Origin of the sequence: Chryseobacterium sp., from assembly GCF_041914225.1 — a bacterium.
Lineage (GTDB): Bacteria > Bacteroidota > Bacteroidia > Flavobacteriales > Weeksellaceae > Chryseobacterium.
The window spans coordinates 60446-85559 of sequence record NZ_JAYSDT010000015.1; the positions used below are offsets into that span (position 1 = coordinate 60446).

General features: G+C 37.7%; 30 protein-coding genes. 9 read left to right on the top strand and 21 right to left on the bottom strand.

The genetic code is table 11. The features are described from left to right. The 4 genes from ACE3RB_RS09060 (at position 1) to ACE3RB_RS09075 (ending at position 3465) form a co-directional block, all read left to right on the top strand. Complete coding sequence (locus ACE3RB_RS09060) at positions 1-651, top strand: class I SAM-dependent methyltransferase (protein ID WP_374463932.1); 651 nt, start codon at positions 1-3, stop codon at positions 649-651. 4 nt (positions 652-655) lie between these two features. Then, positions 656-1684 carry a hemin-degrading factor gene (locus ACE3RB_RS09065; RefSeq protein WP_374463933.1) on the top strand — a complete coding sequence of 343 codons (1029 nt, stop codon included), beginning with the start codon at positions 656-658 and terminating at the stop codon, positions 1682-1684. 119 nt (positions 1685-1803) lie between these two features. Beyond that, a complete protein-coding gene (locus ACE3RB_RS09070) occupies positions 1804-2676 on the top strand; it encodes a ChaN family lipoprotein (RefSeq protein WP_374463934.1) in 873 nt (290 codons plus the stop codon). A 153-nt stretch (positions 2677-2829) separates the two neighbouring features. Then, complete coding sequence (locus ACE3RB_RS09075) at positions 2830-3465, top strand: peptide deformylase (RefSeq protein ID WP_374463935.1); 636 nt, start codon at positions 2830-2832, stop codon at positions 3463-3465. Positions 3466-3614: 149 nt separating this feature from the next. On the opposite strand, the gene ACE3RB_RS09080 is transcribed toward ACE3RB_RS09075, so the two are convergent. From ACE3RB_RS09080 to ACE3RB_RS09090, 3 genes are read right to left on the bottom strand one after another with little or no spacing between them, the layout of a single operon-like run. Continuing rightward, positions 3615-4040, bottom strand: a complete 426-nt coding sequence (locus ACE3RB_RS09080; RefSeq protein WP_374463936.1) for an organic hydroperoxide resistance protein — start codon at positions 4038-4040, stop codon at positions 3615-3617. Continuing rightward, on the bottom strand, positions 4037-4474 hold the full coding sequence (locus ACE3RB_RS09085) for a MarR family winged helix-turn-helix transcriptional regulator (protein WP_002980567.1): 438 nt from the start codon (positions 4472-4474) through the stop codon (positions 4037-4039). Before ACE3RB_RS09085 ends, ACE3RB_RS09080 begins: the two co-directional genes overlap by 4 nt. Before the next feature lie 33 nt (positions 4475-4507). After that, positions 4508-5140 carry an NAD(P)H-dependent oxidoreductase gene (locus ACE3RB_RS09090; RefSeq protein WP_374463937.1) on the bottom strand — a complete coding sequence of 211 codons (633 nt, stop codon included), beginning with the start codon at positions 5138-5140 and terminating at the stop codon, positions 4508-4510. Between the two features lie 327 nt (positions 5141-5467). Here ACE3RB_RS09090 and ACE3RB_RS09095 point away from each other — a divergent pair, with 327 nt between their 5' ends. Beyond that, entirely contained in the window at positions 5468-6220 is a 753-nt protein-coding gene (locus tag ACE3RB_RS09095) for an SDR family oxidoreductase (protein ID WP_374463938.1), read from the top strand. 5 nt (positions 6221-6225) lie between these two features. Here ACE3RB_RS09095 and ACE3RB_RS09100 read toward each other — a convergent pair whose 3' ends face one another. The 15 genes from ACE3RB_RS09100 to ACE3RB_RS09170 form a co-directional block, all read right to left on the bottom strand. Continuing rightward, on the bottom strand, positions 6226-6537 hold the full coding sequence (locus tag ACE3RB_RS09100) for a hypothetical protein (protein ID WP_374463939.1): 312 nt from the start codon (positions 6535-6537) through the stop codon (positions 6226-6228). Between the two features lie 71 nt (positions 6538-6608). Then, entirely contained in the window at positions 6609-7220 is a 612-nt protein-coding gene (locus ACE3RB_RS09105) for a protein-glutamine glutaminase (RefSeq protein ID WP_374463957.1), read from the bottom strand. After that, positions 7133-7567, bottom strand: coding sequence for a hypothetical protein (locus ACE3RB_RS09110; protein ID WP_374463940.1), 435 nt, complete (start codon positions 7565-7567; stop codon positions 7133-7135). The genes ACE3RB_RS09105 and ACE3RB_RS09110 overlap by 88 nt, the downstream gene beginning before the upstream one ends. Positions 7568-8167: 600 nt before the next feature. Beyond that, positions 8168-8896, bottom strand: coding sequence for a lipoyl(octanoyl) transferase LipB (gene lipB, locus ACE3RB_RS09115; protein ID WP_374463941.1), 729 nt, complete (start codon positions 8894-8896; stop codon positions 8168-8170). Positions 8897-8927: 31 nt separating this feature from the next. Beyond that, on the bottom strand, positions 8928-9683 hold the full coding sequence (gene trpA, locus ACE3RB_RS09120) for a tryptophan synthase subunit alpha (protein ID WP_374463958.1): 756 nt from the start codon (positions 9681-9683) through the stop codon (positions 8928-8930). A 57-nt stretch (positions 9684-9740) separates the two neighbouring features. Continuing rightward, positions 9741-10919 (bottom strand): tryptophan synthase subunit beta, encoded by a 1179-nt coding sequence (gene trpB, locus ACE3RB_RS09125; protein WP_374463942.1) that lies wholly within the window; start codon positions 10917-10919, stop codon positions 9741-9743. 3 nt (positions 10920-10922) lie between these two features. Further along, a complete protein-coding gene (locus ACE3RB_RS09130) occupies positions 10923-11468 on the bottom strand; it encodes a GNAT family N-acetyltransferase (protein WP_374463943.1) in 546 nt (181 codons plus the stop codon). Continuing rightward, entirely contained in the window at positions 11465-11977 is a 513-nt protein-coding gene (locus ACE3RB_RS09135; RefSeq protein ID WP_374463944.1) for a hypothetical protein, read from the bottom strand. The genes ACE3RB_RS09130 and ACE3RB_RS09135 overlap by 4 nt, the downstream gene beginning before the upstream one ends. A gap of 14 nt (positions 11978-11991) precedes the next feature. Then, on the bottom strand, positions 11992-12690 hold the full coding sequence (locus ACE3RB_RS09140; RefSeq protein WP_374463945.1) for a phosphoribosylanthranilate isomerase: 699 nt from the start codon (positions 12688-12690) through the stop codon (positions 11992-11994). 2 nt (positions 12691-12692) lie between these two features. Next, on the bottom strand, positions 12693-13478 hold the full coding sequence (trpC, locus tag ACE3RB_RS09145) for an indole-3-glycerol phosphate synthase TrpC (RefSeq protein WP_374463946.1): 786 nt from the start codon (positions 13476-13478) through the stop codon (positions 12693-12695). A gap of 189 nt (positions 13479-13667) precedes the next feature. Continuing rightward, positions 13668-14654, bottom strand: a complete 987-nt coding sequence (gene trpD / locus ACE3RB_RS09150; RefSeq protein ID WP_374463959.1) for an anthranilate phosphoribosyltransferase — start codon at positions 14652-14654, stop codon at positions 13668-13670. 41 nt (positions 14655-14695) lie between these two features. Next, positions 14696-15298 carry an aminodeoxychorismate/anthranilate synthase component II gene (locus ACE3RB_RS09155; protein WP_374463947.1) on the bottom strand — a complete coding sequence of 201 codons (603 nt, stop codon included), beginning with the start codon at positions 15296-15298 and terminating at the stop codon, positions 14696-14698. A gap of 56 nt (positions 15299-15354) precedes the next feature. Continuing rightward, positions 15355-16779 (bottom strand): anthranilate synthase component I family protein, encoded by a 1425-nt coding sequence (locus ACE3RB_RS09160; protein ID WP_374463948.1) that lies wholly within the window; start codon positions 16777-16779, stop codon positions 15355-15357. Positions 16780-17028: 249 nt separating this feature from the next. Then, complete coding sequence (locus tag ACE3RB_RS09165; RefSeq protein WP_374463949.1) at positions 17029-17670, bottom strand: hypothetical protein; 642 nt, start codon at positions 17668-17670, stop codon at positions 17029-17031. Between the two features lie 181 nt (positions 17671-17851). Continuing rightward, on the bottom strand, positions 17852-18304 hold the full coding sequence (locus ACE3RB_RS09170; RefSeq protein WP_374463950.1) for a cupin domain-containing protein: 453 nt from the start codon (positions 18302-18304) through the stop codon (positions 17852-17854). A gap of 199 nt (positions 18305-18503) precedes the next feature. Here ACE3RB_RS09170 and ACE3RB_RS09175 point away from each other — a divergent pair, with 199 nt between their 5' ends. The 4 genes from ACE3RB_RS09175 (at position 18504) to lysS (ending at position 21912) form a co-directional block, all read left to right on the top strand. Further along, the gene (locus ACE3RB_RS09175) at positions 18504-18722 is read left to right on the top strand and encodes a hypothetical protein (RefSeq protein ID WP_002980550.1); all 219 of its coding nucleotides are present in this window, start codon (positions 18504-18506) and stop codon (positions 18720-18722) included. After that, positions 18722-19096, top strand: a complete 375-nt coding sequence (locus ACE3RB_RS09180; protein WP_374463951.1) for a c-type cytochrome — start codon at positions 18722-18724, stop codon at positions 19094-19096. Before ACE3RB_RS09175 ends, ACE3RB_RS09180 begins: the two co-directional genes overlap by 1 nt. A 3-nt stretch (positions 19097-19099) precedes the next feature. Further along, positions 19100-20029 carry a 23S rRNA (adenine(1618)-N(6))-methyltransferase RlmF gene (rlmF, locus tag ACE3RB_RS09185; protein ID WP_374463952.1) on the top strand — a complete coding sequence of 310 codons (930 nt, stop codon included), beginning with the start codon at positions 19100-19102 and terminating at the stop codon, positions 20027-20029. A 185-nt stretch (positions 20030-20214) separates the two neighbouring features. Continuing rightward, positions 20215-21912 (top strand): lysine--tRNA ligase, encoded by a 1698-nt coding sequence (lysS, locus tag ACE3RB_RS09190; RefSeq protein ID WP_374463953.1) that lies wholly within the window; start codon positions 20215-20217, stop codon positions 21910-21912. Between the two features lie 36 nt (positions 21913-21948). Here the strand turns inward: lysS and ACE3RB_RS09195 are convergent, their stop codons facing one another. The 3 genes from ACE3RB_RS09195 to ACE3RB_RS09205 are packed head-to-tail and all read right to left on the bottom strand — an operon-like array spanning position 21949 to position 24816. Further along, entirely contained in the window at positions 21949-22464 is a 516-nt protein-coding gene (locus ACE3RB_RS09195) for a ClbS/DfsB family four-helix bundle protein (protein WP_374463954.1), read from the bottom strand. Positions 22465-22471: 7 nt separating this feature from the next. Continuing rightward, the gene (locus ACE3RB_RS09200; RefSeq protein WP_374463955.1) at positions 22472-23476 is read right to left on the bottom strand and encodes a cytochrome d ubiquinol oxidase subunit II; all 1005 of its coding nucleotides are present in this window, start codon (positions 23474-23476) and stop codon (positions 22472-22474) included. Continuing rightward, the gene (locus tag ACE3RB_RS09205; protein ID WP_374463956.1) at positions 23473-24816 is read right to left on the bottom strand and encodes a cytochrome ubiquinol oxidase subunit I; all 1344 of its coding nucleotides are present in this window, start codon (positions 24814-24816) and stop codon (positions 23473-23475) included. The genes ACE3RB_RS09200 and ACE3RB_RS09205 overlap by 4 nt, the downstream gene beginning before the upstream one ends. Positions 24817-25114 lie beyond the last annotated feature (298 nt).

A 25114-nucleotide genomic window follows, 5' to 3' on the forward strand; every position in this document is an offset into this window, starting at 1 on the left:
ATGGAAAAAGAAGAACTCAGAATCCTCGCACAGAATCTTGCCAATCCCCGGGGAGAAAAAGGTATCGAGATTGGTGAAATGATGAATGCTACCAACATCAGTATGACGTTAGAAAGTATCAGAGCACTTTCGATAGATGACGGCCAGCAAATCCTTGAAATAGGACACGGAAATGCCGGACACCTTGAAAGTATAATGAATCTTGCCAAAAACCTCAGGTACACAGGAATTGATATTTCTGAAACTATGCACAATGAAGCCAAAAGGCTCAATAAAGAATTTGAAAGGCAGGCAGAATTTGTGTTGTACGAAGGAAAAAAGCTTCCTTTTCAGGATGGTACTTTCGATAAAATATTTACAGTCAATACCGTGTATTTCTGGGAAAACCCAGTGGATTTTTTAAATGAGATCTACAGGGTTTTAAAAGATGACGGAACATTTGTTCTAACATTCGGGCAAAGAGAGTTCATGGAAAAGCTGCCATTTACGGAATTTGATTTCACCTTGTACAGCAATAGCGAAATGGAAGAACTGATCTCCAAAAGCCATTTCAAAAGAATGAAAACTTCTGAAAAAGAAGAAGAAATAAAAAGTAAAACAGGAAACGAAACCATACGAAGAATGTATACAATTTTAACCATAAAAAAGTAAAGTAATGAGCACATTAGTTAATGATTTAAAGGAAAAATGGGAAGCTCTGAAAGCAGAAAATCCACATATCAGAATAAGAAATGCAGCCACACAGCTGGGAGTAAGTGAAGCTGAATTATTAGTGACAGGCATAGGAGAAGGTGTAACGGTGCTGAACCCGGATTTCCAGGGAATTCTTACAGAAGCCGGACAACTTGGAAAAGTAATGGCGCTTACCCGTAATGATGAGTGTGTTCATGAAAGAAAAGGGACATATCTGAACGGAGATTTCAGCAGTCCGCATGCACAGCTTTTTGTGGGAGAAGACATCGATCTCAGAATTTTCCTTAACCACTGGAAGTTTGCTTTTGCAGTAGTGGAAGGAGATAAGAAAAGCCTTCAGTTTTTTGGAAAAGACGGATTGGCCCTTCATAAAATCTATCTTACAAAAAACAGTAACGAAGAAATTTTCGATGCTTTGGTTGAAAAGTTCAAAGCTGAAGATCAGAACCAGGCTTTTGTATTTGAAGCAGTAGCTCCAAAGCAGGCTGAAAAAGCAGATTCGGAAATTGATGTGGAAGGCTTTAAAAAGGCATGGACAGAACTGAAAGACACTCATGATTTCTTCATGATGACCAGAAAATACGGAGTAAGCAGAACGCAGGCCTTAAGACTGGCTCCGGAAGGATTTGCTAAGAAAATCGATAATGCCAAAGTGGTGAATATCCTTGAAGACGCTTCAGAAAAGAACGTTCCGATCATGGTTTTCGTTGGAAACAGAGGAATTATTCAGATCCATACAGGGAATGTAAACAAAACGCTTTGGCACCAGCAGTGGTTTAACGTAATGGATCCGGATTTCAACCTGCACCTTGATGTAACGAAAATTGCAGAAGCATGGATCGTTAAAAAACCAACTGAAGATGGTGAAGTAACCGCTATCGAAGTATTCAACAAAGAAGGAGATTTTATCGTCCAGTTCTTTGGAAAGAGAAAACCCGGAATTCCTGAGCTGCAGGAATGGAAAGATCTTGTGGCAGCTTTAGAAAAGTAATAATTAGATGATTTGAATGAGACCGTTTTGTTTGTAAGATTCAAAGCGGTCTTTTTTATGACAGACCATCTGAAGGTGCCGGAATATTGTGTAATTTGTGATTAAATTATAAAAACAAAATGAAAAATATTTTCATAGCGATACTGATTGTCGGTTTCTGTTCTTTGAAGGGGCAGGACTTTAAGGCATATCAGTTTTATGATAAAAAAGGGAAGGAAGTAAAGACAGAAAAGCTGGTAAAAGAGCTGGCACAATATGATGTGGTCTTTTTTGGTGAAAATCATAACAGTTCTATTAACCACTGGCTTCAGCTTAAAATTACGGAAGCTTTGTTTGCAAAAAAGAACGACCAGCTTATTTTAGGGGCTGAAATGTTTGAAAGAGATAACCAAGCACAGCTGAACCAATATCTGAACGGGAAATTTGACGCCAAAACCTTCAAAGATTCTGCCCGTTTATGGAATAACTATGCAACAGACTACAAACCTTTGGTGGATTTTGCCAAAGATAAAAAGCTGAAGTTTATTGCCACCAATATCCCAAGAAAATATGCCTCTCAGACCGCCAAAGAAGGCCTTGAATCTTTAAATACATTAAGCGAAAAAGAGAAATCCTACATTGCGCAGCTGCCTATAAAAGTTACTTTGGATACTCCGGGATATCCGGAAATGAAAAAGATGATGGGTGACCATGCGGAAGGAACAAAAGTGATGAATTTTATCTCAGCCCAGGCTGTAAAAGACGCCACAATGGCTGAATCTATCCTGAAAAATTATCAGGCCGGAAAGACTTTCATTCATTACAACGGAAACTATCACAGCAAAGAATTTGGAGGTATTTACTGGTATATCAAACAGAAAAATCCTAATCTGAAAATGGCCGTCATCTCCGTTTTTGAATCAGATGATCCCGAACTGAAAGTGCCAGCTAAAGATTATATCCCGACAGATTTCAATCTGATTATTCCCGCAGATATGACCAAGACTTTTTAGACTTTTAATTATTAGGAAAAAATATTCAATAGGGGTCGGGCTTTAGCCCGGCTTTTTAATTAAAAGAGGCAACGGCTTTAGCCAAAACTTAAAATTCATTGCTAAATAAATTATTTTTACAACACAATATTTACCTTTGTAACATTTAAAAACATGAAGAAACTACCCATCCTGCTGATCTTTTTTATTGGATTTCTCAACGCTCAGAAACTTACTTCCCATGAACTTTCCATAATTAATCAGGGAGATGTGAATACGGCCTTACCGATTTATCAGACCACAGATTCCAATCAGCATAAAACATTGCTGAGCATTTCTTCAGAAGCAGATCCTCTTGATCCGAACACCGCAGTTCTGGTAAAAAGGATGAAAGAATCTCTTCTGTCAACAGACGGCGGAGTAGGAATTGCAGCTCCACAAGTAGGCATCAACAGAAAGATCATCTGGGTACAGCGTTTCGATAAAGAAGGAACTCCGCTGGAATACTTTATCAATCCGGTGATTGTCTGGCGTTCCGATCTGCAGAATCTTGGTCCCGAAGGCGATCTTTCTATTCCCGACTTCAGAGACCAGTTTTACAGAAGTAAAGTCATCCAACTGGAATATGTCGATCTGAAAGGGCAGAAATATTCAGAAATTGTAGAAGGTTTTACAGCCGTTATTTTCCAGCATGAAATCGACCATCTTTTCGGCATCCTGATCTCTGATAAAAAAGAAAAAGAGAAGAATGATTCCTATAAAAAAGTAGATGCCTATCAGAAAAGCGATGTAAATAAAGATAGAAGGTAATGATGAATGATGAATGACATTCTTAAACACTATATACATAAAAAATATCCTCAATTATCTGTGCTCATCTGCGGTTAAATAAAAAATAAAAAGGAGCTGTTTCCATGGAAACAGCTCCTTTCGTTATAACTATGCTTAAAAAAATTGGATTAATCGTTGTTGGTCACAGAAAGCTTCACCTCCATATTATTTCTTGTCGCATTGGAATAAGGACAGATCTGGTGTGCTTTTTCTGTCAAAGCCTGCGCTTCTTCAAGAGAAACACCAGGAATATTGACATCAAGTTCAGCTGCCAATCCAAAACCGCCATTATCAAGCTGTCCTATGCTTACCTGTGCTGTTACCGTTGTTTCCCCGGTTTTTACTTTAGAAAGACTGATCACTCTGTTCAGAGCACTGTCGAAACATGCAGAATATCCTGCTGCAAAAAGCATTTCCGGGTTAGCAAAATCATCATTGGCTCCTCCTAAAGCTTTCGGCATTCTTACATCAAGATCCAATACTTCGTTTTCACTCTTTATATGTCCGTTTCTGCCTCCTTTTGCAGTGACCTGGGTTGTATATAATGTTTTCATTTATTTTCTATTTTATTTAATATTTTTAGTACCGTGTCTTTAAGGTGTAGCAGCTCTTCCGGTTGTATTCCCAGTTTTTCCTGAATTTTCCCCGGAATTTCACAAGCTTTCTGCTGAAGCTGCCTGCCCGCTTCGTCTAAAAATACTTCAACTACTCTTTCATCCTCTTTTTTTCTTTTTCGGGTAATAAATCCTTTAGACTCAAGCCTTTTAAGAAGAGGCGTCAGAGTACCGCTGTCCAGAAACAGCTTATCACCAATGTGGCTTACTGTAAGTCCGTCTCCATCCCATAATATCATCATGACAAGATACTGTGGGTAAGTAATGCCCAGTTCATCAAGAAAAGGACGGTAAAGTCCCGTAATCTCTTTGGCGATCACGTACAGTGGAAAGCAGATCTGGTTTTCCAGTTTGGGTGTTTTCGGATTTTCCATAATTTTTTGAGTACGAAAGATTCGATGAAGGTATTATTTTTTTATGATAAATTCATCCATTGGAATTCTGACTTTTTTCATAGTAGAAAGCCAGTCATTGGCTTCATCACGGTATCCAAGATATAAAAGACTTACACTTTTTAATCCCATTTCTCTTAATCCCAGTACTTCATCCACAACATCATTGCTGAATCCTTCTGCCGGCGTACTGTCGATTTTAAGTTCTGCAGCCTGGGCAAGGGCAATCCCTAATGCAATATAAGTCTGGCGGGCAGTGTGTGCAAAATGCTCTTCAGGAGTCTGTGCACCATATATTTCTTTGATCTTATCAGTATAGCTTCCGAAACGGCCTCTTGGAAGATCTCTTACGTCAGTATGATAATCGTAAACTTTGTCAATTTTTTCATTGGAATAGCTGTCCCATGCGGCAAACACCAAAACGTGAGAAGAATCTCTCATTACTTCTGGGTTTAAAGCTCCGGCTACCATTTTTTCTTTCAGTTCCTGGTTTTCAACTACAATAACGCGGAAAGGCTGTAATCCCGATGAAGTAGGAGCCAGTCTTGCAGCTTCTAAAATAGTGTTAAGGTCTTCCTGTGAAACTTTTTTGGTTGGATCATAAGCTTTTACAGCATGTCTCCAGTTCAGATCTTCTATTAATGACATTTTTCTTTTTGTTTTAAATTAAACTACTTGTTGATTTTTAAAATTTCAGCTTTTATGTTCAGCTGAATTAACAGAACAAATATATAATCAATTTAATTGTGTACAATTTAATTTTGAATGATTTTATTGATAGCAATTATTGATGAACTTTAAAATGGCAAAAAAGCAAAATCGCAATCGCATTATTTGCCTTTTAACCTTTTAACCATTTAGCCGTTTTACTCCTTCGCCTTTTCGCCGTTTTGTCTTTTCTCAATTCCACACGATTCGGATTTTATAAAACAACCACTATTCCAATCTTTGCCGTAGGATTTTAAATTAAAAAAAATGCAGAGATTTAAAAACAAAACCGCATTAATTACAGGCGGAACGAACGGAATGGGGCTGGCTACTGCTCAGAAATTCATTGAAGAAGGAGGAACAGTTATTATTACAGGAAGAAGTGAAGAAACTGTAAATACTGCTTTGGACAAGCTTGAAAAAAATGCTTTCGGAATCGTATCCAATGCCGGAAATATGAAAGACCTTATGAATCTTCAGCAGGAGGTTAGAAAATATACAGAGCAGATTGATCTGGTGTTTGCTAATGCGGGATACGGAAAATTTGCTCCTGTGGAATATGTGGATGAAAATCAGTTTGATGAACTTTTCAATGTTTTGGTAAAAGGCGCTTTTTTCACCGTACAGCAGATGTTGCCATTGATGAAAAGCGGGAGCTCCGTTATTTTTAATACTTCAGTGGCAACGGATATTGCTATGCCTAATTTCTCGGTATATTCTGCTGCAAAATCTGCGGTGCAGTCATTCATCAAAACGTTAGCTGTAGAACTTACAGAAAGGGGAATCCGTGTGAATGGAGTAAGCCCCGGACATATTAAAACCAATATTTTTAACAATACCGGTTTAACCGGAGAGCAAATTGAAAGCGCTATTGAAGATATAATTTCTACAATACCTTTTAAAAGGCAGGGAGAGCCTTCAGAAATAGCTAATGTAGTATTGTTTCTGGCTTCGGAGGAGGCATCATATATTCATGGGGCAGAAATAAAAGTTGATGCAGGTATTTCCGTAATCAGATAATACGATTATTGAATCTCTTTAATTTCTCTGATGATATTGGTTTTGTTTTCAATACCTATATTATATGCCTTACTTTTCTTAAAGCTTTGGGTTGCTTTTTCCATAAGAGTTTTATAATCCGGTGATTTTTTGGAAAGATAAAATACCTGAGCACTGATGCCAATGGCAACACGCACTACTTCATCAGGTTTATCCGGATCTTCGGTGATATCTGAAATAGTGGCATTATTATACCAGGTTAAATTCTGTGAACCTGAATTACCGGAACAGGATGCAATCATAATAAAAAGTAATAATAGGTATGACCAGGCTTTCATAATGAAAAGTATTAAGTAAAAAAAGCTCCTGCAATGTATCAAAATAATTGCAGGAGTTCTTTATAAATTAATTAAAATCCACAGCTTGCTACACTTGGTGCTGGGGAAGGAGAACATCCTGAAAGGGATGAGAATATATTCAATACACAATTGGTATTCACATAGTTGTTATCATACAGTAATGAACCTGACGGGCTTCTGTAGTAAACATTTCCTGCTGTATTGGCATAGGAAGATACAGACGCAGATCCACAGCTTGTGTTAGTGCATGCAGCTCTCCATGCAGAATCTGTTACAGGACCGCTGGAGAATAATGAAGGATCTATGATTCTTTTTTCAACAATTCCGGAAGCATTTTTGAAACTTACCAATATCGCCACGTGGTATACCCAGGATACACAGCATGTTCCTGTAGAAGCCCTCAGATTACCATATACGAACTGCTTTTCACAGTCGTAGCCGGCATTCAATAGGATTTGCCTCATTTTGTGAGCTCTTGCGTAACATCCGTCAACAGGATATCTGAAGGTGATACAAGGAGAAGATGCAGTAGATGTTCCGCAAGCCTGGTTTTTGATCTGGGTAAATAAACTGTTCAGCGTTGCCAGATCAGGAATAACACTGACTGCTTTATTGCTTTCACCTCTCTCTTCTTTATTAAATACAGATTTGAAGTAACGGATGCATCATCTGTTGCTTTTTCTACTTTTGCAATTTTATTAGTGTTGGCTTTAAGGAAAACATGAACAGGAGTTTCATTCTCAACAGCCTGTCTGATCATGGAAATATAGCCTGTATTTTCCTTACTGTCCGCAATTTCATACGGCTGGGCAGTAACCATAAATGAGATTTTAAATTTTCCATCTTCTTTTTCAATCCCTACCGGAACAGTCTTGCCGAAATCTTTCATAGCGACTTCGTTAGATTCTTTAGCGACAAGATTCGGGTCCTGGTTGGCATTTGAATCTGAGCAGGCATTGAATGACAGAATCGTCACGAATGCCATCATGGATAACAGAAATTTTTTCATAGTTTTTATATTTTGGTGGTTAGTTTTCAGCGAACTTTTTAATTGTAATAGTTCACTTATTTGTGATATTAAAAGTAATAAAAATTAAAATATATGCAAGAATTTTTTTGAAAAAAATACATTATGCTGTTCTGTTTTGATGTTATAATATTGAAAACAGCTGGAAAACCTAAGATTTTTAATATTGAATTCTAAAAAAAAAGAATATTTTAAAATAGAATTTCGAGATCTGGATTCCTACGGAATGGACAGGTGGATGGATAGTTTATCCCTAAAGTATGGGGTTTTTATTTACATATTTTATGCGGTTTGTCCATTCCGTAGGAATCTAAGCTATGTAATACGGATTAGTCTAAAAACAGTCTCAATAATAGTAGAATTTTGAAAAGCAAGAAGAATTTTAAATAGATTTCGAGGTATGGATTCCTACGGAATGACAAGGTGGATGGATAGTTTATCCCTAAAGTACGGGTGTTTTTATTTACATATTTTACGCGGTTTGTCCATTCCGTAGGATCTAAGTATGTAATACGGTTAAATAAAAAACCAGTCTCAATTATTGAAACTGGTTTTCATATATCTTAATGAAAATTATTCTCATTATTTATAAAGCAATTTTGCCTGGAAAACGTCTGCAAAATGTTTTCTGATCTTTGCCTTTAGTTCCTCCATTTCTGCGGGAGTCAGTTCTCTTTCAAGTTCTCTTTTTAAAGAAGTCACCTGCTTGTCTTTGATACCGCATGGGATGATGTATTCAAAATAGCGCATGTCAGTATTCACATTCAGTGCGAAGCCATGAAGGGTTACCCATCGGGAAGCTTTCACGCCCATAGCACACATTTTTCTGGCATAAGGTTTTCCTACGTCCAGCCATACTCCTGTTTCTCCCGGAGAGCGTTCGCCCTGAATGCCATATTCCGCAATGGTTCTGATGATTACTTCCTCCAGGTTTCTCATATATAAATGAATGTCTGTAAAAAAGTTTTCAAGATCCAGAATAGGATAGCCAACAACCTGTCCGTAGCCATGATAGGTAATATCCCCGCCACGGTTTACTTTCACAAAAGTAGCATCAATTTCTTTCAGTTTATCAATACCGGCAAGCATATTTTCTTCATGTCCGCTTTTTCCTAAGGTATACACATGAGGATGTTCTACGAAAAGAAGGTGATTGGGCGTAGTGGTATGTTGTTCGGCAGGAAGATCTCTGTTTTTTATTTTGGTATCAATGATGTTTTTCATCAGTTGCTCCTGGTAATCCCAGGCCGGCTGATATTCTTTGATTCCTAAATCTTCAAATTCTACTACTTTATTCTGATTTGTATTCATTGCAATTTTTGATATACAAATTTAGTGAATTTTACGCTTTTATAGAATGGATAAAATCTATGGCATTCTTCTTCCAGTCTTTATCATGCAGAAGGATATTGACAAAGGCAGTTCCGATAATACCGCCATCTGCTTTTTCTGTCACATTTTCAAAATCTTCTTTCGATTTAATTCCGAACCCGATCATTACCGGATTTTTAAGTGGAAGGGCAGCGAGTCTGGAAAGATAATCTTCATTTTTTACAACTGCATTTTCATTTCCGGTGGTGGAAGAAGAGCTTACTGCATACAGAAATCCTGAACTTAATGAATCCAGATAGATCATTCTTTCATCGGATGTTTCCGGGGTTACAAGAAAGGTAAAATTAAGATGGTATTGTTTTAAAATCTGCTGGTAATTTTTCTCAAATTCAATAGGAGGAAGGTCAGGGAGGATCAGTCCTGCAACACCGCTTTCTGCACACGCCGCACAGAATTTCTCAAATCCGAAACTCAATACCGGATTGATGTAGCCCATCAGAATAACAGGAATTCTGATTTCGTCTTTGATGGCTTTTAATTGTGACAACAGTTTTTCAATGGTCATTCCGTTTTGTAAAGCCTGTTCGTGAGCTTTCTGGATGACAGGGCCGTCTGCTACAGGATCAGAATAAGGCATTCCGATTTCAATCATATCTGCTCCGGAATCCTGAATCAGTTGTATAATATCAGCGGTATCTTCCAGTTGGGGAATTCCTGCTGTGAAGTATATATTCAGTTTTTTCATTTCTTTCTTTTTTGTATTAATGTATTTATGATCAGGTTTTATCTCTTAAAGCCATTTTACATGAATACTTTTTACATTTTACAAATTCTTCAGATACGTTTCCATATCCTTATCCCCACGGCCGCTCAGACAAATAACAACGACATCATTTTCATTAAATTTCTTTTTGTCCAGAACAGCCAGAGCGTGAGAACTTTCCAATGCCGGAATAATTCCTTCCAGTCTGGTCAGTTCAAAAGCACATTTTAGGGCTTCATCATCATTAATGCTAAAGAATTCAGCTCTTTTTTCTTGAAATAAATTCGCATGAAAAGGTCCTATTCCAGGATAATCGAGTCCTGCGGAAATTGAATGCGGCTCAATAACCTGACCGTCTTCCGTCTGCATCACAAGACTTTTGCTTCCGTGAAGAACACCAAGCGTTCCTAAAAAAGTAGTAGCAGCAGACTTTCCTGAATCTACACCCAGACCACCGGCTTCAGCAGCAATAATTTTTACTTCCTTTTCTTCTACAAAATGATAAAAAGTCCCGGCAGCATTACTCCCACCGCCTACACAGGCAATCACATAATCAGGATTTTCTCTTCCGGTTTTTTCTTTAAGCTGCTCTCTGATTTCCTTTGAAATGATACTCTGGAATCTTGCCACAAGATCCGGAAACGGGTGAGGGCCAACCACACTTCCGATCACATAATGAGTTGTTACAGGATTGTTGATCCAGTCTCTCAGGGCTTCGTTCACTGCATCTTTTAAGGTTTTTGAACCTGAAGTGGCTGCTACAACTTCTGCACCCAGCATTTTCATTCTCGCCACATTCGGGGCCTGTCTCTGGATATCAATTTCTCCCATATAAACGATGCATTGTAAACCCAGTAGAGCACAGGCTGTAGCGGTGGCAACACCATGCTGCCCGGCTCCTGTTTCAGCAATGATCCTTGTTTTTCCGAGACGTTTTGCCAGAAGAACCTGTCCCAGGGCATTATTGATTTTATGGGCTCCGGTATGGTTGAGGTCTTCCCGTTTCAGATAGACCTGGGTATTGTATTTCTGGCTTAAGTTTTTAGCAAAATATAGTGGTGTAGCGCGTCCTACATAGTTTTTCAGCAAATCCTGATATTCAGCCTGAAAATCTTCAGATTCTATGATTTGAAGATAATTCTTTTGTAATTCTTCTACATTGGGATAGAGCATTTCGGGGATGAAGGCTCCTCCGAATTCTCCATAGTATCCGTGTTTATCGGGGTTTTTATAATTCATTTTTTATTCTTTAGTCATTAAGTAAGCATTGTTTTGAGAACTAAGCTGTTTGAGCAGCTCTTTTCTTTCCTGCGTTGTATGAAAAATCAAAATATCATCATCTTCGGAATTCACCCATTCCGAGCCGATACTTTCTTTGATCATTTTGGCTTTGTCATGAAGTATTTCAATATCACATTTTTCATAAAAAGGACGAAGATCCGAATGGCAGAAACCAATCGCCTCCAGATTTCTTTGTGCAGCATTTTCTTTGAAATGACGAACCAACACTGCTCCATATCCTTTCTTTTTATGAGCGGAAACAAGTCCTACCACCTCCGCAAAGGAATATTCATTGTCTGCTATTTTTAAGGTAAAATCAAAATTCACCCGCATAACCGCCAGTATATTTTCATCCGCATCCAGTAGGAAATGAAATTCCGAATCTTTAAAAAAAGTAATAAAATAGGCAGATTTCATGGCGTTCCATGCAGAAATATCCCATAGCTGCAAAATATGCTCTATTTCCTTTTCCTTTAAAGCCTGAGTTTCTTTTATCTGATATTTCATGGGTTTAAACTATTAATAAATGTAAGATGGTAATCATATTGTTGTTTGGTGATCAGTTTTTTATAATATAACAATTCAATTTTGTGCAGTAAATCTATTAAGGTTGCTTTATCTATTTTTGACTGATACATCGTGATGGCAATTTCGAGATTATCAATCAGATAGTAAGAGTCAGAATCGTCATAAAGTAAAAATATTTTAGCATAAATTAATCCTAAGTCATACTTTACCACTGACCTGACATGGGTTTCTAAAAATTTATCTGAAATAATAACCAGATAATAGCTGTTCCACAGGCTGATTCTTTCAAAAAAGTACTGGATGTCTCCTTCCTCAAAATCTTTAATAATACAGATGAAATCAGACAATAATCCGCCTGCTTCCCAATGTTCCGTGTTACTGTCGTTCTCCGCAACAAAATGATACAGGGTCTGAATTTTTTCATTCCCGAATTTAGGCGGAAATAATGTTTTGTAAAATGTCTTTTTTAGCAAATGTATGTTCATCATTGTGTTTTTTTAAGTTATTTATTCTGCTGGTACAGGCTTTTAAATTCTCTTATCCTGTCAATATTTTTATAGCCGGGCTCTATTTCAAATTTTGAATTGATATCCAATGCAAACGGCTGCTGTTTCAACATTTCAATATTCCCGATGTTGTCTTCTGAAATACCACCGCTTAAAAAGTAGGGCAGAGGAATCTCAAGTTCATTCAGTACATTCCAGTCAAATTGTTTTCCTGTTCCGCCAAAAGCTTTGCTGTCTGTATCAAAAAGATAATAGGTGACAGGTTGCAGATTGCAGGTTGTCTGTTGAAAGTTAAAAGTCTGCGTTATTTTAATTTTGTTTTCAGCTGCATTACTTCCGATCCTTATTACTTTAATAATACCGACTGCCGGATTGAGTTTTTGTCTTAGTTCAACAATAAAATCATCACTTTCATCGCCATGAAGCTGAATAAAATTTAATCCTGCTTTTTGTACCATCTGTAAAATGATATCCATTTTTTCATTGACAAAAACACCTGTTTTTCCGTGATGATCAATAGCGGAGATCTCTTCCTGACTCAGATGATTCAAAACATATCTCGGTGATTTTTCATAGAAGATAAAACCGAGGAAATCTACATTCATAGAAATCAATTCCTGAATCTGATCCGGCTTTGTGAGTCCGCAGACTTTGAGAAAAGGCGGCTGATTTAAGGTCGGAGGTTGCAGGTTCATTATTAATTATTATTTAAAATTTGAGAAGCAAATTCTTCAAATGTTTTGGCCGGATTTGTATTTTTCATGAAATATTCACCTATGAGGAAGCTGTCAAATCCTTTTTCCTTTAAAAATCTAAAATCTTCCAGACTGTAAATACCGCTTTCTGCAACCGACAAAACGCCTTTCGGAAGCTGGTTTTTCAGTTGAACAGAATGCTGCAGATCTACTTTGAAATCTTTAAGGTTTCTGTTGTTGATGCCTACCAGATCAACTTCTGAATTAAAATGCTTCAGTTCATCTTCAGTATGTATTTCCAGCAAAACCTCCATTTTCAGTTCGTGGGCTAAGTCTGTAAATTCCTGAGCCTGAGCTGGTGAAAGGCAGGATGCGATCAGTAGTACGACATCAGCACCAATGCTTTTAGCTTCATAAAACTGGTACTCATCAATCATGAAATCTTTACGCAGAATCGGTATGTTGATGTCATTTCTTATACTGAGAACATCATTTAAATTTCCTCCGAAAAAATCATGATCAGTGAGGATAGAAATTCCACTGGCTCCAAATTTTTCGTAAGCAGAAACAACTTCTAAAGGCTCAACATTATTGTTGATGATTCCTTTTGATGGCGACTGTCTCTTAAACTCAGCGATAATTCCACTTTTATTTTTGATGGATTCTTTCAGTGAAATTGTTTTTCTCCTGAAAAGGGCACTGTCTTTTAGGTGATCAGGATGCATTTTTGATTGAGCTGATGCAACTTCTTCCTTTTTTCGTTCAATAATTTTATCCAGTATAGTCATTTTGTGTGTTAAAATCTAATCAATAATTGTTTTATTTGAATCTTTTTAAACTTTTTTTTTGAAACATTAAGATTGTAGTAAGGTGTTAAGACTATTAAGATGAGCTTTGCTTTAACTTAAAATCAGAATGATTAATCTTAACTATTCTTCATCGCTTAAAAGCTCTTAACGGTTTAAAAAATAATATAACTAATTAATTAAAAGGTTAAAACTATTCAATGCTTTTCCGCTCAGCAGGCTTTCCCGGGCTAGCAGCAGACAGTCATCATAGGTCCCGAATTTATGGGTATTGTAAAGAGCAACTGAAGCATTGGCCAGAATTACTGAGTTCTGTTGTTCCGTACCGTTTCCTTCCAGGATATTCATAAATATTTTTGCGGTTTCCTGAATGGAGTTTCCTGCTTTAATATCTTCCAACGTTACAGGATTAAAGCCTAAGTCTTCAGCAGAATAGATTTCCTCACCGTTTTTGGTAATGATCTTGCTGTCCCCGGTAAGGCTTATCTCATCATATCCGTCCAGACCATGAACCAGAATAAATTCACGTTCTTCCTTTTGAAGGAGATACTGGTAAATCCTGGCAATTTCAAGATTATATACTCCGATCATTGAATATTTAGGTTTTGCAGGATTCACTAACGGACCCAACAGATTAAAAAATGTTCTTAATCCCAGAGATTTTCTCAACAAGCCCACGGATTGTAGTGCAGGATGGAAGTATGGAGCATGCAAAAAGCAGATGTTGGCTCTTTCAAGATCCTCATTCAATTGTTCCGAGTTGTTTTTAAACTGATAGCCTAATTCTTCCAGTACATTGGATGAACCTGTAGTGGTAGAAGCTCCGTAATTTCCATGTTTTGTTACCTTTTGGCCGGCTCCGGCTACCACAAAGCTGGCCAGTGTAGAGATGTTGATCGTATCTTTTCCATCACCTCCTGTACCTACAATATCAATGGCATCACTGGGATCGATGTCTACAGGAACTGCCATCTGTAATAAAGCTTCTCTGAAGCCTTCCAGTTCTTTCAGGGTAATATTTCTCATCAGGAAAACACTGATGAAGGCCGTAACCTCTGCAGAGTTGAATTTATTCTGTGCAATCTCAATCATCGTAGCCTTGGCTTCTGATTTTGAAAGCGTATTATGATTAAACAGGTATTGCAGTATTTCTTTCATTTGAGGTGCTTTTATAGTTGCTGAAGGATTTTCTAAAGTTTTCATGACAGTAGGAAATTTTTAATGATCACTTCACCTTCGGGCGTTAAAATGCTTTCAGGGTGAAACTGTACACCATGTACATCATATGCTTTGTGCTGTAAAGCCATGATCATTCCATCTTTATCTACAGCGGTGATTTCCAGCTCTTCCGGGAAACCTTCCGGATTTACTGCCCAGCTGTGGTATCTTCCCACTTCCAGACCAGAATGCAAATCTTTGAAAAGTTTGGTATTTTCTTTCACCAGCTCAGTCGTGGTAGCCACTCCGTGAAAGATTTCAGACAGATTGATCAGGCTTCCCCCGAAAGCTTCCGCGATAGCCTGCTGGCCTAAACATACACCAAAGATGCTTTTTGTAGGAGCATATTCTTTGATAAGGTCTAATAAAATACCTGCTTCCTCGGGAATTCCGGGGCCGGGAGAAAGGATGATTTTGTCATATTTTCCGACTTCTTCCAGAGTGATTTCGTCATTTCTTACCACATCCACTTTTTGATTCAGAATTCTTTCGATGATCTGGACCAGATTGTATGTAAAGCTGTCATAGTTATCGAAAACGAGGATTTTAAGCGACGGCTGTTGAGAGTTTATAGTGTTGTTCATTGCTTTTTTTGTTAGATAGTTGCTGGTTGCTTTTTGCTGGGTGATAGCTTGTGGGTTTATTTTTCAACTATTTTTTCTGCTTTTTCCACAGCTTTTTTAAGGGCGTTCAGTTTATTGTTGACTTCCTGCAGCTCATTTTCCGGGACAGATTTTGCCACCAGTCCGGCACCTGCCTGGTAAAATAATGTATTGTTTTTACTTAGGAAAGTTCTGATCATAATGGCCTGATTACAGGTTCCGTTCAGTCCGATGATTCCTATACAGCCGCCATAATATCCCCGGGAATCTTTTTCGTATTGGTTGATCAGCTGAAGTGCTTTATGCTTCGGTGCACCGCTTAATGTTCCCTGAGGAAAAGTGGCAGACACCATTTCAAGAGGATTAATGTCGTCAGAAACATCTGCAGTCACTTCACTTACCATGTGAATAACGTGGGAAAATAGCTGGATTTCTTTAAGTTTGGTCACCGTCACATTTTTCCCAAGCTTTCCAAGATCATTTCTTGCAAGATCCACCAGCATGGTATGTTCTGCATTTTCTTTAGGATCAGCCTTTAAAACTTCAATCGCTTCAAGGTCAGCTTCAAAATTTCCCGTTCTTTTTGATGTCCCGGCAATCGGATGGATGATGGCTTTATTGTTTTTGATGATTAACTGGCTTTCAGGGCTGGAACCAAATAATTTATAATTTCCGTAATCAAAATAGAAAAGGTAAGGGGAAGGGTTAATATTTCTCAAAGCACGGTACACATTGAATTCATCTCCTTTGAATTTCTGTTCAAATCTTCTGCTCAGAACCAATTGAAAAACATCTCCGCGCATGCAGTGTTTCTGGGCTGTTTTTACCAGTTCAATATATTCTTCATCTGTAATATTGGATGTTTCCTCACTTGTTTTCTCGAAAGGATAAACAGGAGTATTCTGATTTTTAATAAGGTTTTCCAAAAGGTGAAGCTCAGATTTTACTCCATCAATAAAATTTTCGATAAGATACATTTCATCATTGAAATGATTGATAGCAATCACATATTGGTATAATCTGTATCTCAGGACAGGAATTTCAACTTCTTTGCTTTGTGCTTTAAGGTTTATATTTTCAAAAAACTGTACGGCTTCAAAGCTTGTATACCCAAAAAGGCTCTGAGCGGTCTGCTCTATTGCGTCATTGGTAGGTTCACATTTGAAAATATTGCGGAAATCTTCAAAAATATCTGTGATATTTCGCTCCATAATAAACTGCTTTACAGGAGCAGAGGCAGGAAGTTTAATTTCGTATTCGTTGAGGTTTTTTACTTCAATTCCGGCAATGGCATTCACTGCAATAAAGGAAAAGTTATTATCAATACTTTTTGAATCTGAACTTTCCAGAAGAATCGTATCACGGAATTTATCCCTGATCTTGAGGTAAATATTCATGGGAGTGTGAAGGTCTCCCAGTGTTTTTTTCGAAACAGTTTTTATTTTGATTGTGTCTGTAAACATCTTTTTGTTTTTATTGGTAAGATTTATGAATAAAAAAAGGCTTTAACGGTATCCGTCAAAGCCTATATATTGTTTTTTGATTATTTCTGCTGTAATTAACAACATGACAATACCTTCAGACCCGACGAAGAGTTTGAAAGCCACCACCAAATATTGTTATTCATTTTTAACATGGGACAAATGTAGAAATTTTTTTCATACCAAGACTAAAAAATTTCTGAAAATAAAAAAACTTAACATTGAAAACTCTTATTTAAGCTGTTTAAGCTCCTGTTTCAATTCTTCAAGTTTTTCTTTGTAAGTTGCATCATCATAGTCTTTTACATAGTTTTCTAATGCATCAATATATTCTTTAATGAATTCCTTATTCGTTCTGTCTGCTTCATATTTGATTTTTGCAGAATTAACAGGAGCCAGTTTTTCATTTTGTAATAAAATTTTTCCTTCCCTGGATTGGTCATAAAGGATGACAATGTTTTTCTCATATCCCGGAATGTATTTTACAGGAATATCCTTATCACCAGGTATTCTGATCGAATTTCTGATAGGATAGATCGCTGCAGTAGTAGTGGAGAAGAAAGTAGTGGTGTATTTTCCATCCTGTTTCTTTACAATAGCTTCATAATCGTGGATATACATGTCATTCAGGGTAGAATTGGTTTCTACATCAGAAGTAATGATCGCAGTGCTTTCAACACCGTATTTATTCAAAAACCATGCGTTTAAGAACTGTCCTCCGAATCCGTTTAATATCGCCAGAGGAATGATAGGAATTAAAAGCCATGCTTTTTTAGTCAGGTATGAAAGTCCTCCAAAGAATACCAGCAGCAGGATCACAGTATAAAAGCCATGATGACTGATGAAAAACAGAATTTTTGAAATTAAAACCATGCATTAAATATAATAATTATTTAAACGCCGGGATCGCAAAGATATAATTAATATAAATAATTAAAGAGAGCCCAATGGCTTTTCAATCAGCAAAATACGCTGTCATTGCTGAACGAAGTGCCGTTGCGGACAAAAAATAGAGTTTATGATAATTACTTTGCGAACCTGGCGTTTAAAACATTTATTGTAGCGGTTCAGACAACGGAATGTCTGGTGTTCCACTGTAGAAAACAATCAGGGTTGCTCCCTGTTCTCCGGTTTTGCCCCTGTGGCCGGTATTAACCATTTCAGGAAGTACCTGACCTTTTCTTACCCATTGTGTTTTACCGTCTTCTTTTCTTTCAATCTGAATTTCGCCTTTTTCTACATATGCTGCATTAATGACCGGATGTTTGTGCCAGTTCAGTGCCGAATTGGGAGGTACAGCAATTTTAAGAACTGAGATTTCCGGCTGTGTCGAAGGATAGGCAGGATACGTAGTTCCATCCCAGGATTTGGTTGTTTTCAAAAGCGTTACCGATTCAATTTTATCAGAATATTCTGATTGTGGCTCGTTTGAGGAGTTATCACATGACAGAAGGAGGGAAGAAAATACAACAAAGAGCGTTGTACCTGATACATTTTTTTTAATCATACATTTTCAATTAATAAGTTGAGTTTTGGTTCGGATCATCCGAAATACAAAAATAGCAACTTATTTAAAACTCTCTAATGTTTGAATTATTTTTTTGTCATTTGGTTAAGATTCTGACGTAAAAATATTTCCTAAAGAAAACATTTGTCATAAGTTTAAAAGTTTATTTTTTATATTTTTGCTTCCAAATTAGAAAAAAATGAAAAAAGTATTAGCAATCGCATTTATCGGAGGTTTATTATTGACAGGCTGCAAAAAAAAGCCGGATCACTCTTTACAGGATAGCAACACAATGCTTGAGGAACCGGAAGCAACTACAGTTGTAGATTCTACTGCTAAAACTGCCGCTCCAGCTGCTGCAACTCCGGCTGCACCTGCACCTGAAGCTGCTAAAACAGATTCTACTGCGAAGAAATAATGAAAAAAATACTTTTGGCAGGAGTGATGGGTCTTATGATCCTTTCCTGTTCTAAAAAAGAAAATACAGCAGAAGTGGCAGCTTCTTCTGAAACGGCTACCGTTTCAGAACCTGCAAAATCCAATCTTTCCGGTGATCAGATCATCGAAACATTGGATTGCTCAGGATGCCACGCTGTGAATGAAAGAATGGTAGGACCTTCTTATCAGGAAATTGCAGGAAAGTATTCTGAAAAGGATACGGAATTGCTGGCTTCCAAAATTATAGAAGGCGGAAGTGGAGTATGGGGAAGTGTGCCTATGGCTGCCCATCCACAGGTATCTAAAGAAGATGCAAAAAAAATGGTGGAATATATCCTGAGTCAGAAGAAATAAAATATGTCTGCCGAAAAATCCAGTCTGCACACAAGAAACCTGCATCGTAATCCCTATGATTTTGATCAGCTTATTTCTTGTGTGCCGGAACTGAAACACTATGTTTTTGTGAATCCTTACCAAACGGTAACCATTAATTTCAGCATTCCACAGGCAGTGAAACTGCTCAACAAAGCCTTACTCTTACATTTTTATCATATTAAAGGCTGGGATATTCCTGATACCAACCTTTGTCCGCCCATTCCGGGAAGAGCAGATTATGTACATTATATTGCCGATCTTTTAGCGGAACAGCTTGATAAAATCCCTACAGAAAATTCTGTAAAAGGTCTGGATATAGGGACAGGTGCCAATCTTGTCTATCCTTTAATCAGCCACAGATCTTATGGCTGGACCATGCTGGGGACGGATATTAATCAGGATTCTTTGAAAAATGCTCAGCATATTTTGGATCAGAATCCGGATCTGGCTTCCGTTATTCAGCTGAAAAGTCAACCTGATGCAGACCATATCTTTGTCAATATCATTAATCCGGAAGACAGATTTACCTTTACAATGTGCAATCCTCCTTTTCATGATTCTGAAGAATCTGCCATGAAAGGAAATATCAGGAAAACAAAAAACCTTAGTAAATCAAAGAAGACAAAATCACTTCTTAACTTCGGCGGTCAACAGTCCGAACTATGGTGTGAAGGTGGTGAACTTGCTTTTATTATAAAAATGATCAATGAAAGTACATTGTTTTCATCGCAGGTTCTTTGTTTCACATGTCTGGTTTCTAAAAAGGATAATCTCAATAAACTGACAAATCTTTTAAAGAAAGTAAAAGCTGCAGAAGTGAAAACCATCGATATGGCCCAGGGACAAAAAGTAAGCAGAATACTTGCCTGGACATTTATTCCTCAAAAGGACAGGAGAGCTTGGTTTGTTTAAAGTTCAATGTTCAAGGTTTAAAGTTTAAAGTCATTAGCACAAATTCAAATCTTGCATCTCACACCCCATATCCCGGAACACGTACTCACACCCTGCATCTCTGCCACTTTTTAAAATTTCTTAAAAAAGCCATTGACGGTCAAGTCAAAAATGCCTAAATTTGTACGCTTTTAGAAAAATAAGAAATGCAATTATCAGAACAAGAAATCATTAGAAGAGAAAAGCTGAACAAGCTTACTGAAATGGGGATTAATGCGTTCCCTGCGGATGAGTATACAATTACAGATACTACAGAATCTATAAAACAGGATTTTTCTGAAAGTAAACAGGTAAAGATCGCTGGTAGATTGATGTCCCGCAGAATTCAGGGGAAAGCTTCTTTCGCAGAATTGCAGGATTCTAAAGGAAAAATTCAGGTTTATTTCAACAGGGACGAGATCTGTCCGGGTGAAGATAAAGAACTATATAATGAAGTATACAAGCATCTTTTGGATATCGGTGATATTATTGGTATCGAAGGAAAATTGTTTACCACTCAGGTAGGAGAGAAGACGGTTTTAGTGAAAAACTTTACGCTTCTTACAAAGGCTTTACGTCCTCTTCCTCAGGCTAAAACTGACGAAAACGGAGTTGTACACGATGGCTTTACAGATCCTGAATTAAGATACAGACAACGTTATGTAGATTTAACGGTAAATCCACAGGTAAAAGAAATTTTCGTGAAGAGAACAAAACTGTTCAATGCGATGAGAACTTTCTTTAACGATGCAGGCTATTTCGAGGTGGAAACACCAATCCTGCAGTCGATTCCAGGTGGAGCAGCAGCAAAACCGTTTATCACACACCATAATGCGCTGGATATTCCATTATACTTAAGAATTGCCAACGAATTATATCTGAAAAGACTGATCGTAGGTGGTTTTGACGGAGTATATGAGTTCTCTAAAAACTTCAGAAATGAAGGGATGGACAGAACCCATAACCCGGAATTTACTGCTATGGAAATCTATGTGGCTTACAAAGATTACAACTGGATGATGGATTTCACTGAGAAATTACTGGAATTCTGTGCGATCCAGGTAAACGGAACTACAAAAGCTACTTTTGGGGAGCATGAAGTGGATTTCAAAGCGCCATACCCAAGAGTTTCTATGACAGAAGCGATCCTGAAATTTACAGGTTTCGATATTACAGGAAAAACTGAGCAGGAATTGTATGATTTTGCGAAGTCTATCGGTATTGAAGTAAATGAGACGATGGGTAAAGGAAAACTGATTGATGAGATCTTCGGTGAGAAATGTGAAGGAAACTTCATTCAGCCGACTTTCATTACAGATTATCCGATTGAAATGTCTCCATTAACAAAGAAACACAGAAGCAAGGAAGGTTTAACAGAACGTTTTGAATTAATGGTGTGCGGTAAAGAAATCGCAAACGCTTATTCAGAGCTTAATGATCCTATTGACCAGAGAGAGCGTTTTGAAGCACAGATGGCTTTATCTGAAAGAGGTGATGATGAAGCAATGTTTATCGATCAGGACTTCCTGAGAGCATTGGAATACGGTATGCCGCCAACTTCAGGATTAGGAATCGGAATGGACAGATTGATCATGTTCTTAACCAATAATGCATCGATTCAGGAAGTATTATTCTTCCCTCAGATGAGACCGGAAAAAGCCGCTCCACAGATTGAATTGGGAGAGGACGAAAAAGTAATCCTTGAAATCCTTAATTCGCAGGAAGAACCGATGGCTTTGGCTCAAGTAAAAGAAAGAAGCCAGTTATCCGGTAAAAAATGGGATAAAGCTTCCAAAACTTTGACAAAAAACAATATTGTGAAAGTAGAGAAGATTGACGAAAATCTTTTGCTGAAACTGGCTTAAGATTTCTCGGAAAATATAAATAAAAAAGGTACAGTGCTATGCTGTACCTTTTTCTTTTTTCCATTTCCGGATCTGTGCCCTGAAGCTTTTAAACGGAGCTATGGTATTGATATGAACCCATTTCCAGACCGGCCACTGAGCAGGAGTCGTTGCCCATTTTCTCCGTCCGGGAGTGAATAATGTTTCATCGTCAAGATTTTCTATCCATGTAATGATTTCATTAACTTTATTTTGCAGCAGTTCTCTTTGCTCTTGTAAACTATAAGAACTATATTGATCATAGAAGGATTGGTATAAACCTCCCAGATTATTCCATTTATAGTTAGGAGCAGGAGTTTTTACTTCAATTCCTTTTCTTTCATCAGATTCCCATTGTAGAAGCAGATGAGTCCAGCCCAATTGATAGGAGATATTTTGTGATGGCGTTTTGCCGACACCCGGCTGCAGAAGATTCTTTTCCTCTTCCTTTATATCGTTAAATTCCTGGTCGTAGAGCTGGTATCTTTTCTTCAGCTCTTCAATAAACTCCTCTTTGTTCCTGTATCTCTGCATAACTTACTTATTTTCTCAGTTTACTGAAAGAAGCCATAAGATAAAATAAAAACGGAAGAATAAACAATGAACCGAGCATCAGAGCCCATCCCAATGCTGCAATCGTTTTTTCAGGGGCCATATGCTCCAGTAATGAAAGATGCTGCCCATTACCTAATAAAATAATATCAGGATTATGCTGATACGTTGCCGCAACTAAAATCATCACCATCTGAAATCCAGCCAATGCTCGTACCGGAAGCAGTTTTTGACGGTTCATTGCTCTTAGGACGAGTAATAGCGCTATCGTTGCAAAAGCAATTGCCATAATCCCCAAAGGCTTTGAAAACACCCACATCAAAAGAGGAATATCTGAAATATAAGCAGTAGCAAATACTAATATTCCTGTAACCACAACAAAGATCATCGTCTGTTTGGATTTTCTTATCATTAATAAAAGATCAGCCTTATCACGTGTTTCTCTTAATGAAAATATAGAAGCAAGGTAAGCACAAAGTGCTACAGTAAATAAGCCTACAGAAACCCCAAACCAGTTCAGCCAGCTGAAAACATACAGATCGAGAAAACCTGCTGCATCAGGATTGATAGAATGTGAAACTGTTGCAGCAGCTATTAACCCTAAAAAGAAAGGCGTTAAAAGGCTTGCGTAGTAGAAAATATGAGTGTATAAAACCTGCCAATTGTCTTTCACAGCATCATAATGTCTGAATGTAAAAGCAGTTCCTCTAGCGATAATTCCCAAAAGCATCAGAACCAAAGGAATATGAAGGTAGGTAGACATCGTGGTATAAATTTCCGGAAATCCTACAAAAAGAATCACAATGGCAATGATCAGCCACATATGATTGGCTTCCCATACAGGAGCTATGGATTCATACATGATTTCCTGCGTTTTATGGCGGGCTTTTTTATTCGTGAAGAGTTCCACAATTCCTGCCCCGAAATCAGCACCTCCCAGAATAATATAAAGACAGATGGAAAGCCAGAGAAAACCTATTACAATGTAAATCATGATTTTTTGTTTTTATCGTTAAACTGAGCATCGGTAGGGTCGTAAAGTTTCGGTACCATCTGAATCTGTCTTTTTAAAAGGAAAATAAGAATCAGTGATAGGGATACGAAAATTGCGGTGAAGAAATAGAATGAATATTGTATTCCAGGCATCGGGGTTACGGCATCTACAGTTCTCATAATGCCGTAGATAATCCATGGCTGTCTTCCCACTTCAGTTACGGTCCATCCGGCTTCCAGTGCAATATATCCAAAAGGTGTTGCGATGAGGAAGGTTTTTAACAGCCAGTTTTTATTCAGCCATTCTTTTCTGAAGAAGAAGGCATATAAATAGACAGCTCCGATAACAATCATGACCACACCAAAGAAGATCATGATTTGAAAAGCATAATGAACAACCGTAACCGGAGGCCACTCATCTCTCGGGAAATCTTTAAGACCTTTTACTTCGGAATTGAAATCATTGCTTACCAGAAAGCTTAAAACCTTTGGAATCTTCACTGCATATTTCACTTCTTCATTTTTCTCATCAGGAATTCCTCCAATTACAAATGAAGCTCCTTTTTCAGTTTCAAAATGAGCTTCCATCGCAGCCAGTTTAATAGGTTGTCTTTCCGCAACGGATTTTGCCGCAACGTCACCACTTAACGGTGCTCCAAATGCTCCAATCAAAGCAAATCCCACTGCAATTCTAAACGCTTTGGTATGAAACTCAATATTCCTTTTTCGCATGATCATAAAAGCATGTACTCCTGCAACTGCAAATCCTGTCGCACAAAATGCAGCAACCGTCATATGAAGTGCCTGAGGAAACCATGCATCATTGAACATTGCTTTTATAGGATCTATATTAAGGTACTGTCCGTTAATATAATCAAAACCGGCCGGTGAATTCATCCATGAGTTGGCTGCCACCACAAGAATTCCGGAAGCAAGTCCGCTTAGTCCCACAAGAAACCCGCAGAACCAATGAAACCATTTATTAAACCTTTCCCAGCCATACAGAAAGAACCCAATGGCAATTGCTTCAATAAAAAAGGCTGTTCCTTCCAGAGAAAAAGGCATTCCGAAAATAGGACCGGCATGTTTCATAAAACCGGGCCACAAAAGTCCCAGCTCAAAGGAAAGCATTGTTCCGGAAACCGCTCCGGTGGCAAAAAGGATAGCCACTCCTTTGCTCCATGCTTTTGTTAATCCTTTATATACTTCATTGTTGGTTTTAAGGTATTTCCAATGGGCGAAAGCCATCAGAAAAGGCATCACCATACCCACACAGGAGAATATGATATGAAAGCCCAGGGAAAGTGCCATCTGAGCACGTGCTGCTATAAAATCATCCATAATATCAACTTTTCAGTAAATAAATTTACGCATAAATTATTGATGATGAATATGATTTACAACAGTTGATATTTCACCAATACATTTTAATTTTGATTCTTTTATTGACTTCTTATTCCTTATGTCCGGGCTAAGAAAACTCTACATTTTTTTGACACTTTTTAACTTTCATACCTCGAAAAAAATCACGATATTTGTAAGTCTTTGCATAGAGCAGGATTTTTAATATTTAATATGAGTCAAAAACAATATACAGCTAGTAGTATTCAGGCATTGGAAGGAATGGAGCACGTTCGTA

What these genes read in the sequence shown, in the direction of transcription:
- ACE3RB_RS09060 (WP_374463932.1), top strand. Translation starts at nt 1, where the DNA reads ATGGAAAAAGAAGAACTCAGAATCCTCGCACAGAATCTTGCCAATCCC.
- ACE3RB_RS09065 (WP_374463933.1), top strand. Translation starts at nt 656, where the DNA reads ATGAGCACATTAGTTAATGATTTAAAGGAAAAATGGGAAGCTCTGAAA.
- ACE3RB_RS09070 (WP_374463934.1), top strand. Translation starts at nt 1,804, where the DNA reads ATGAAAAATATTTTCATAGCGATACTGATTGTCGGTTTCTGTTCTTTG.
- ACE3RB_RS09075 (WP_374463935.1), top strand. Translation starts at nt 2,830, where the DNA reads ATGAAGAAACTACCCATCCTGCTGATCTTTTTTATTGGATTTCTCAAC.
- ACE3RB_RS09080 (WP_374463936.1), bottom strand. Translation starts at nt 4,040, where the DNA reads ATGAAAACATTATATACAACCCAGGTCACTGCAAAAGGAGGCAGAAAC.
- ACE3RB_RS09085 (WP_002980567.1), bottom strand. Translation starts at nt 4,474, where the DNA reads ATGGAAAATCCGAAAACACCCAAACTGGAAAACCAGATCTGCTTTCCA.
- ACE3RB_RS09090 (WP_374463937.1), bottom strand. Translation starts at nt 5,140, where the DNA reads ATGTCATTAATAGAAGATCTGAACTGGAGACATGCTGTAAAAGCTTAT.
- ACE3RB_RS09095 (WP_374463938.1), top strand. Translation starts at nt 5,468, where the DNA reads ATGCAGAGATTTAAAAACAAAACCGCATTAATTACAGGCGGAACGAAC.
- ACE3RB_RS09100 (WP_374463939.1), bottom strand. Translation starts at nt 6,537, where the DNA reads ATGAAAGCCTGGTCATACCTATTATTACTTTTTATTATGATTGCATCC.
- ACE3RB_RS09110 (WP_374463940.1), bottom strand. Translation starts at nt 7,567, where the DNA reads ATGAAAAAATTTCTGTTATCCATGATGGCATTCGTGACGATTCTGTCA.
- lipB (WP_374463941.1), bottom strand. Translation starts at nt 8,896, where the DNA reads ATGAATACAAATCAGAATAAAGTAGTAGAATTTGAAGATTTAGGAATC.
- trpB (WP_374463942.1), bottom strand. Translation starts at nt 10,919, where the DNA reads ATGAATTATAAAAACCCCGATAAACACGGATACTATGGAGAATTCGGA.
- ACE3RB_RS09130 (WP_374463943.1), bottom strand. Translation starts at nt 11,468, where the DNA reads ATGAAATATCAGATAAAAGAAACTCAGGCTTTAAAGGAAAAGGAAATA.
- ACE3RB_RS09135 (WP_374463944.1), bottom strand. Translation starts at nt 11,977, where the DNA reads ATGATGAACATACATTTGCTAAAAAAGACATTTTACAAAACATTATTT.
- ACE3RB_RS09140 (WP_374463945.1), bottom strand. Translation starts at nt 12,690, where the DNA reads ATGAACCTGCAACCTCCGACCTTAAATCAGCCGCCTTTTCTCAAAGTC.
- trpC (WP_374463946.1), bottom strand. Translation starts at nt 13,478, where the DNA reads ATGACTATACTGGATAAAATTATTGAACGAAAAAAGGAAGAAGTTGCA.
- trpD (WP_374463959.1), bottom strand. Translation starts at nt 14,654, where the DNA reads ATGAAAGAAATACTGCAATACCTGTTTAATCATAATACGCTTTCAAAA.
- ACE3RB_RS09155 (WP_374463947.1), bottom strand. Translation starts at nt 15,298, where the DNA reads ATGAACAACACTATAAACTCTCAACAGCCGTCGCTTAAAATCCTCGTT.
- ACE3RB_RS09160 (WP_374463948.1), bottom strand. Translation starts at nt 16,779, where the DNA reads ATGTTTACAGACACAATCAAAATAAAAACTGTTTCGAAAAAAACACTG.
- ACE3RB_RS09165 (WP_374463949.1), bottom strand. Translation starts at nt 17,670, where the DNA reads ATGGTTTTAATTTCAAAAATTCTGTTTTTCATCAGTCATCATGGCTTT.
- ACE3RB_RS09170 (WP_374463950.1), bottom strand. Translation starts at nt 18,304, where the DNA reads ATGATTAAAAAAAATGTATCAGGTACAACGCTCTTTGTTGTATTTTCT.
- ACE3RB_RS09175 (WP_002980550.1), top strand. Translation starts at nt 18,504, where the DNA reads ATGAAAAAAGTATTAGCAATCGCATTTATCGGAGGTTTATTATTGACA.
- ACE3RB_RS09180 (WP_374463951.1), top strand. Translation starts at nt 18,722, where the DNA reads ATGAAAAAAATACTTTTGGCAGGAGTGATGGGTCTTATGATCCTTTCC.
- rlmF (WP_374463952.1), top strand. Translation starts at nt 19,100, where the DNA reads ATGTCTGCCGAAAAATCCAGTCTGCACACAAGAAACCTGCATCGTAAT.
- lysS (WP_374463953.1), top strand. Translation starts at nt 20,215, where the DNA reads ATGCAATTATCAGAACAAGAAATCATTAGAAGAGAAAAGCTGAACAAG.
- ACE3RB_RS09195 (WP_374463954.1), bottom strand. Translation starts at nt 22,464, where the DNA reads ATGCAGAGATACAGGAACAAAGAGGAGTTTATTGAAGAGCTGAAGAAA.
- ACE3RB_RS09200 (WP_374463955.1), bottom strand. Translation starts at nt 23,476, where the DNA reads ATGATTTACATTGTAATAGGTTTTCTCTGGCTTTCCATCTGTCTTTAT.
- ACE3RB_RS09205 (WP_374463956.1), bottom strand. Translation starts at nt 24,816, where the DNA reads ATGGATGATTTTATAGCAGCACGTGCTCAGATGGCACTTTCCCTGGGC.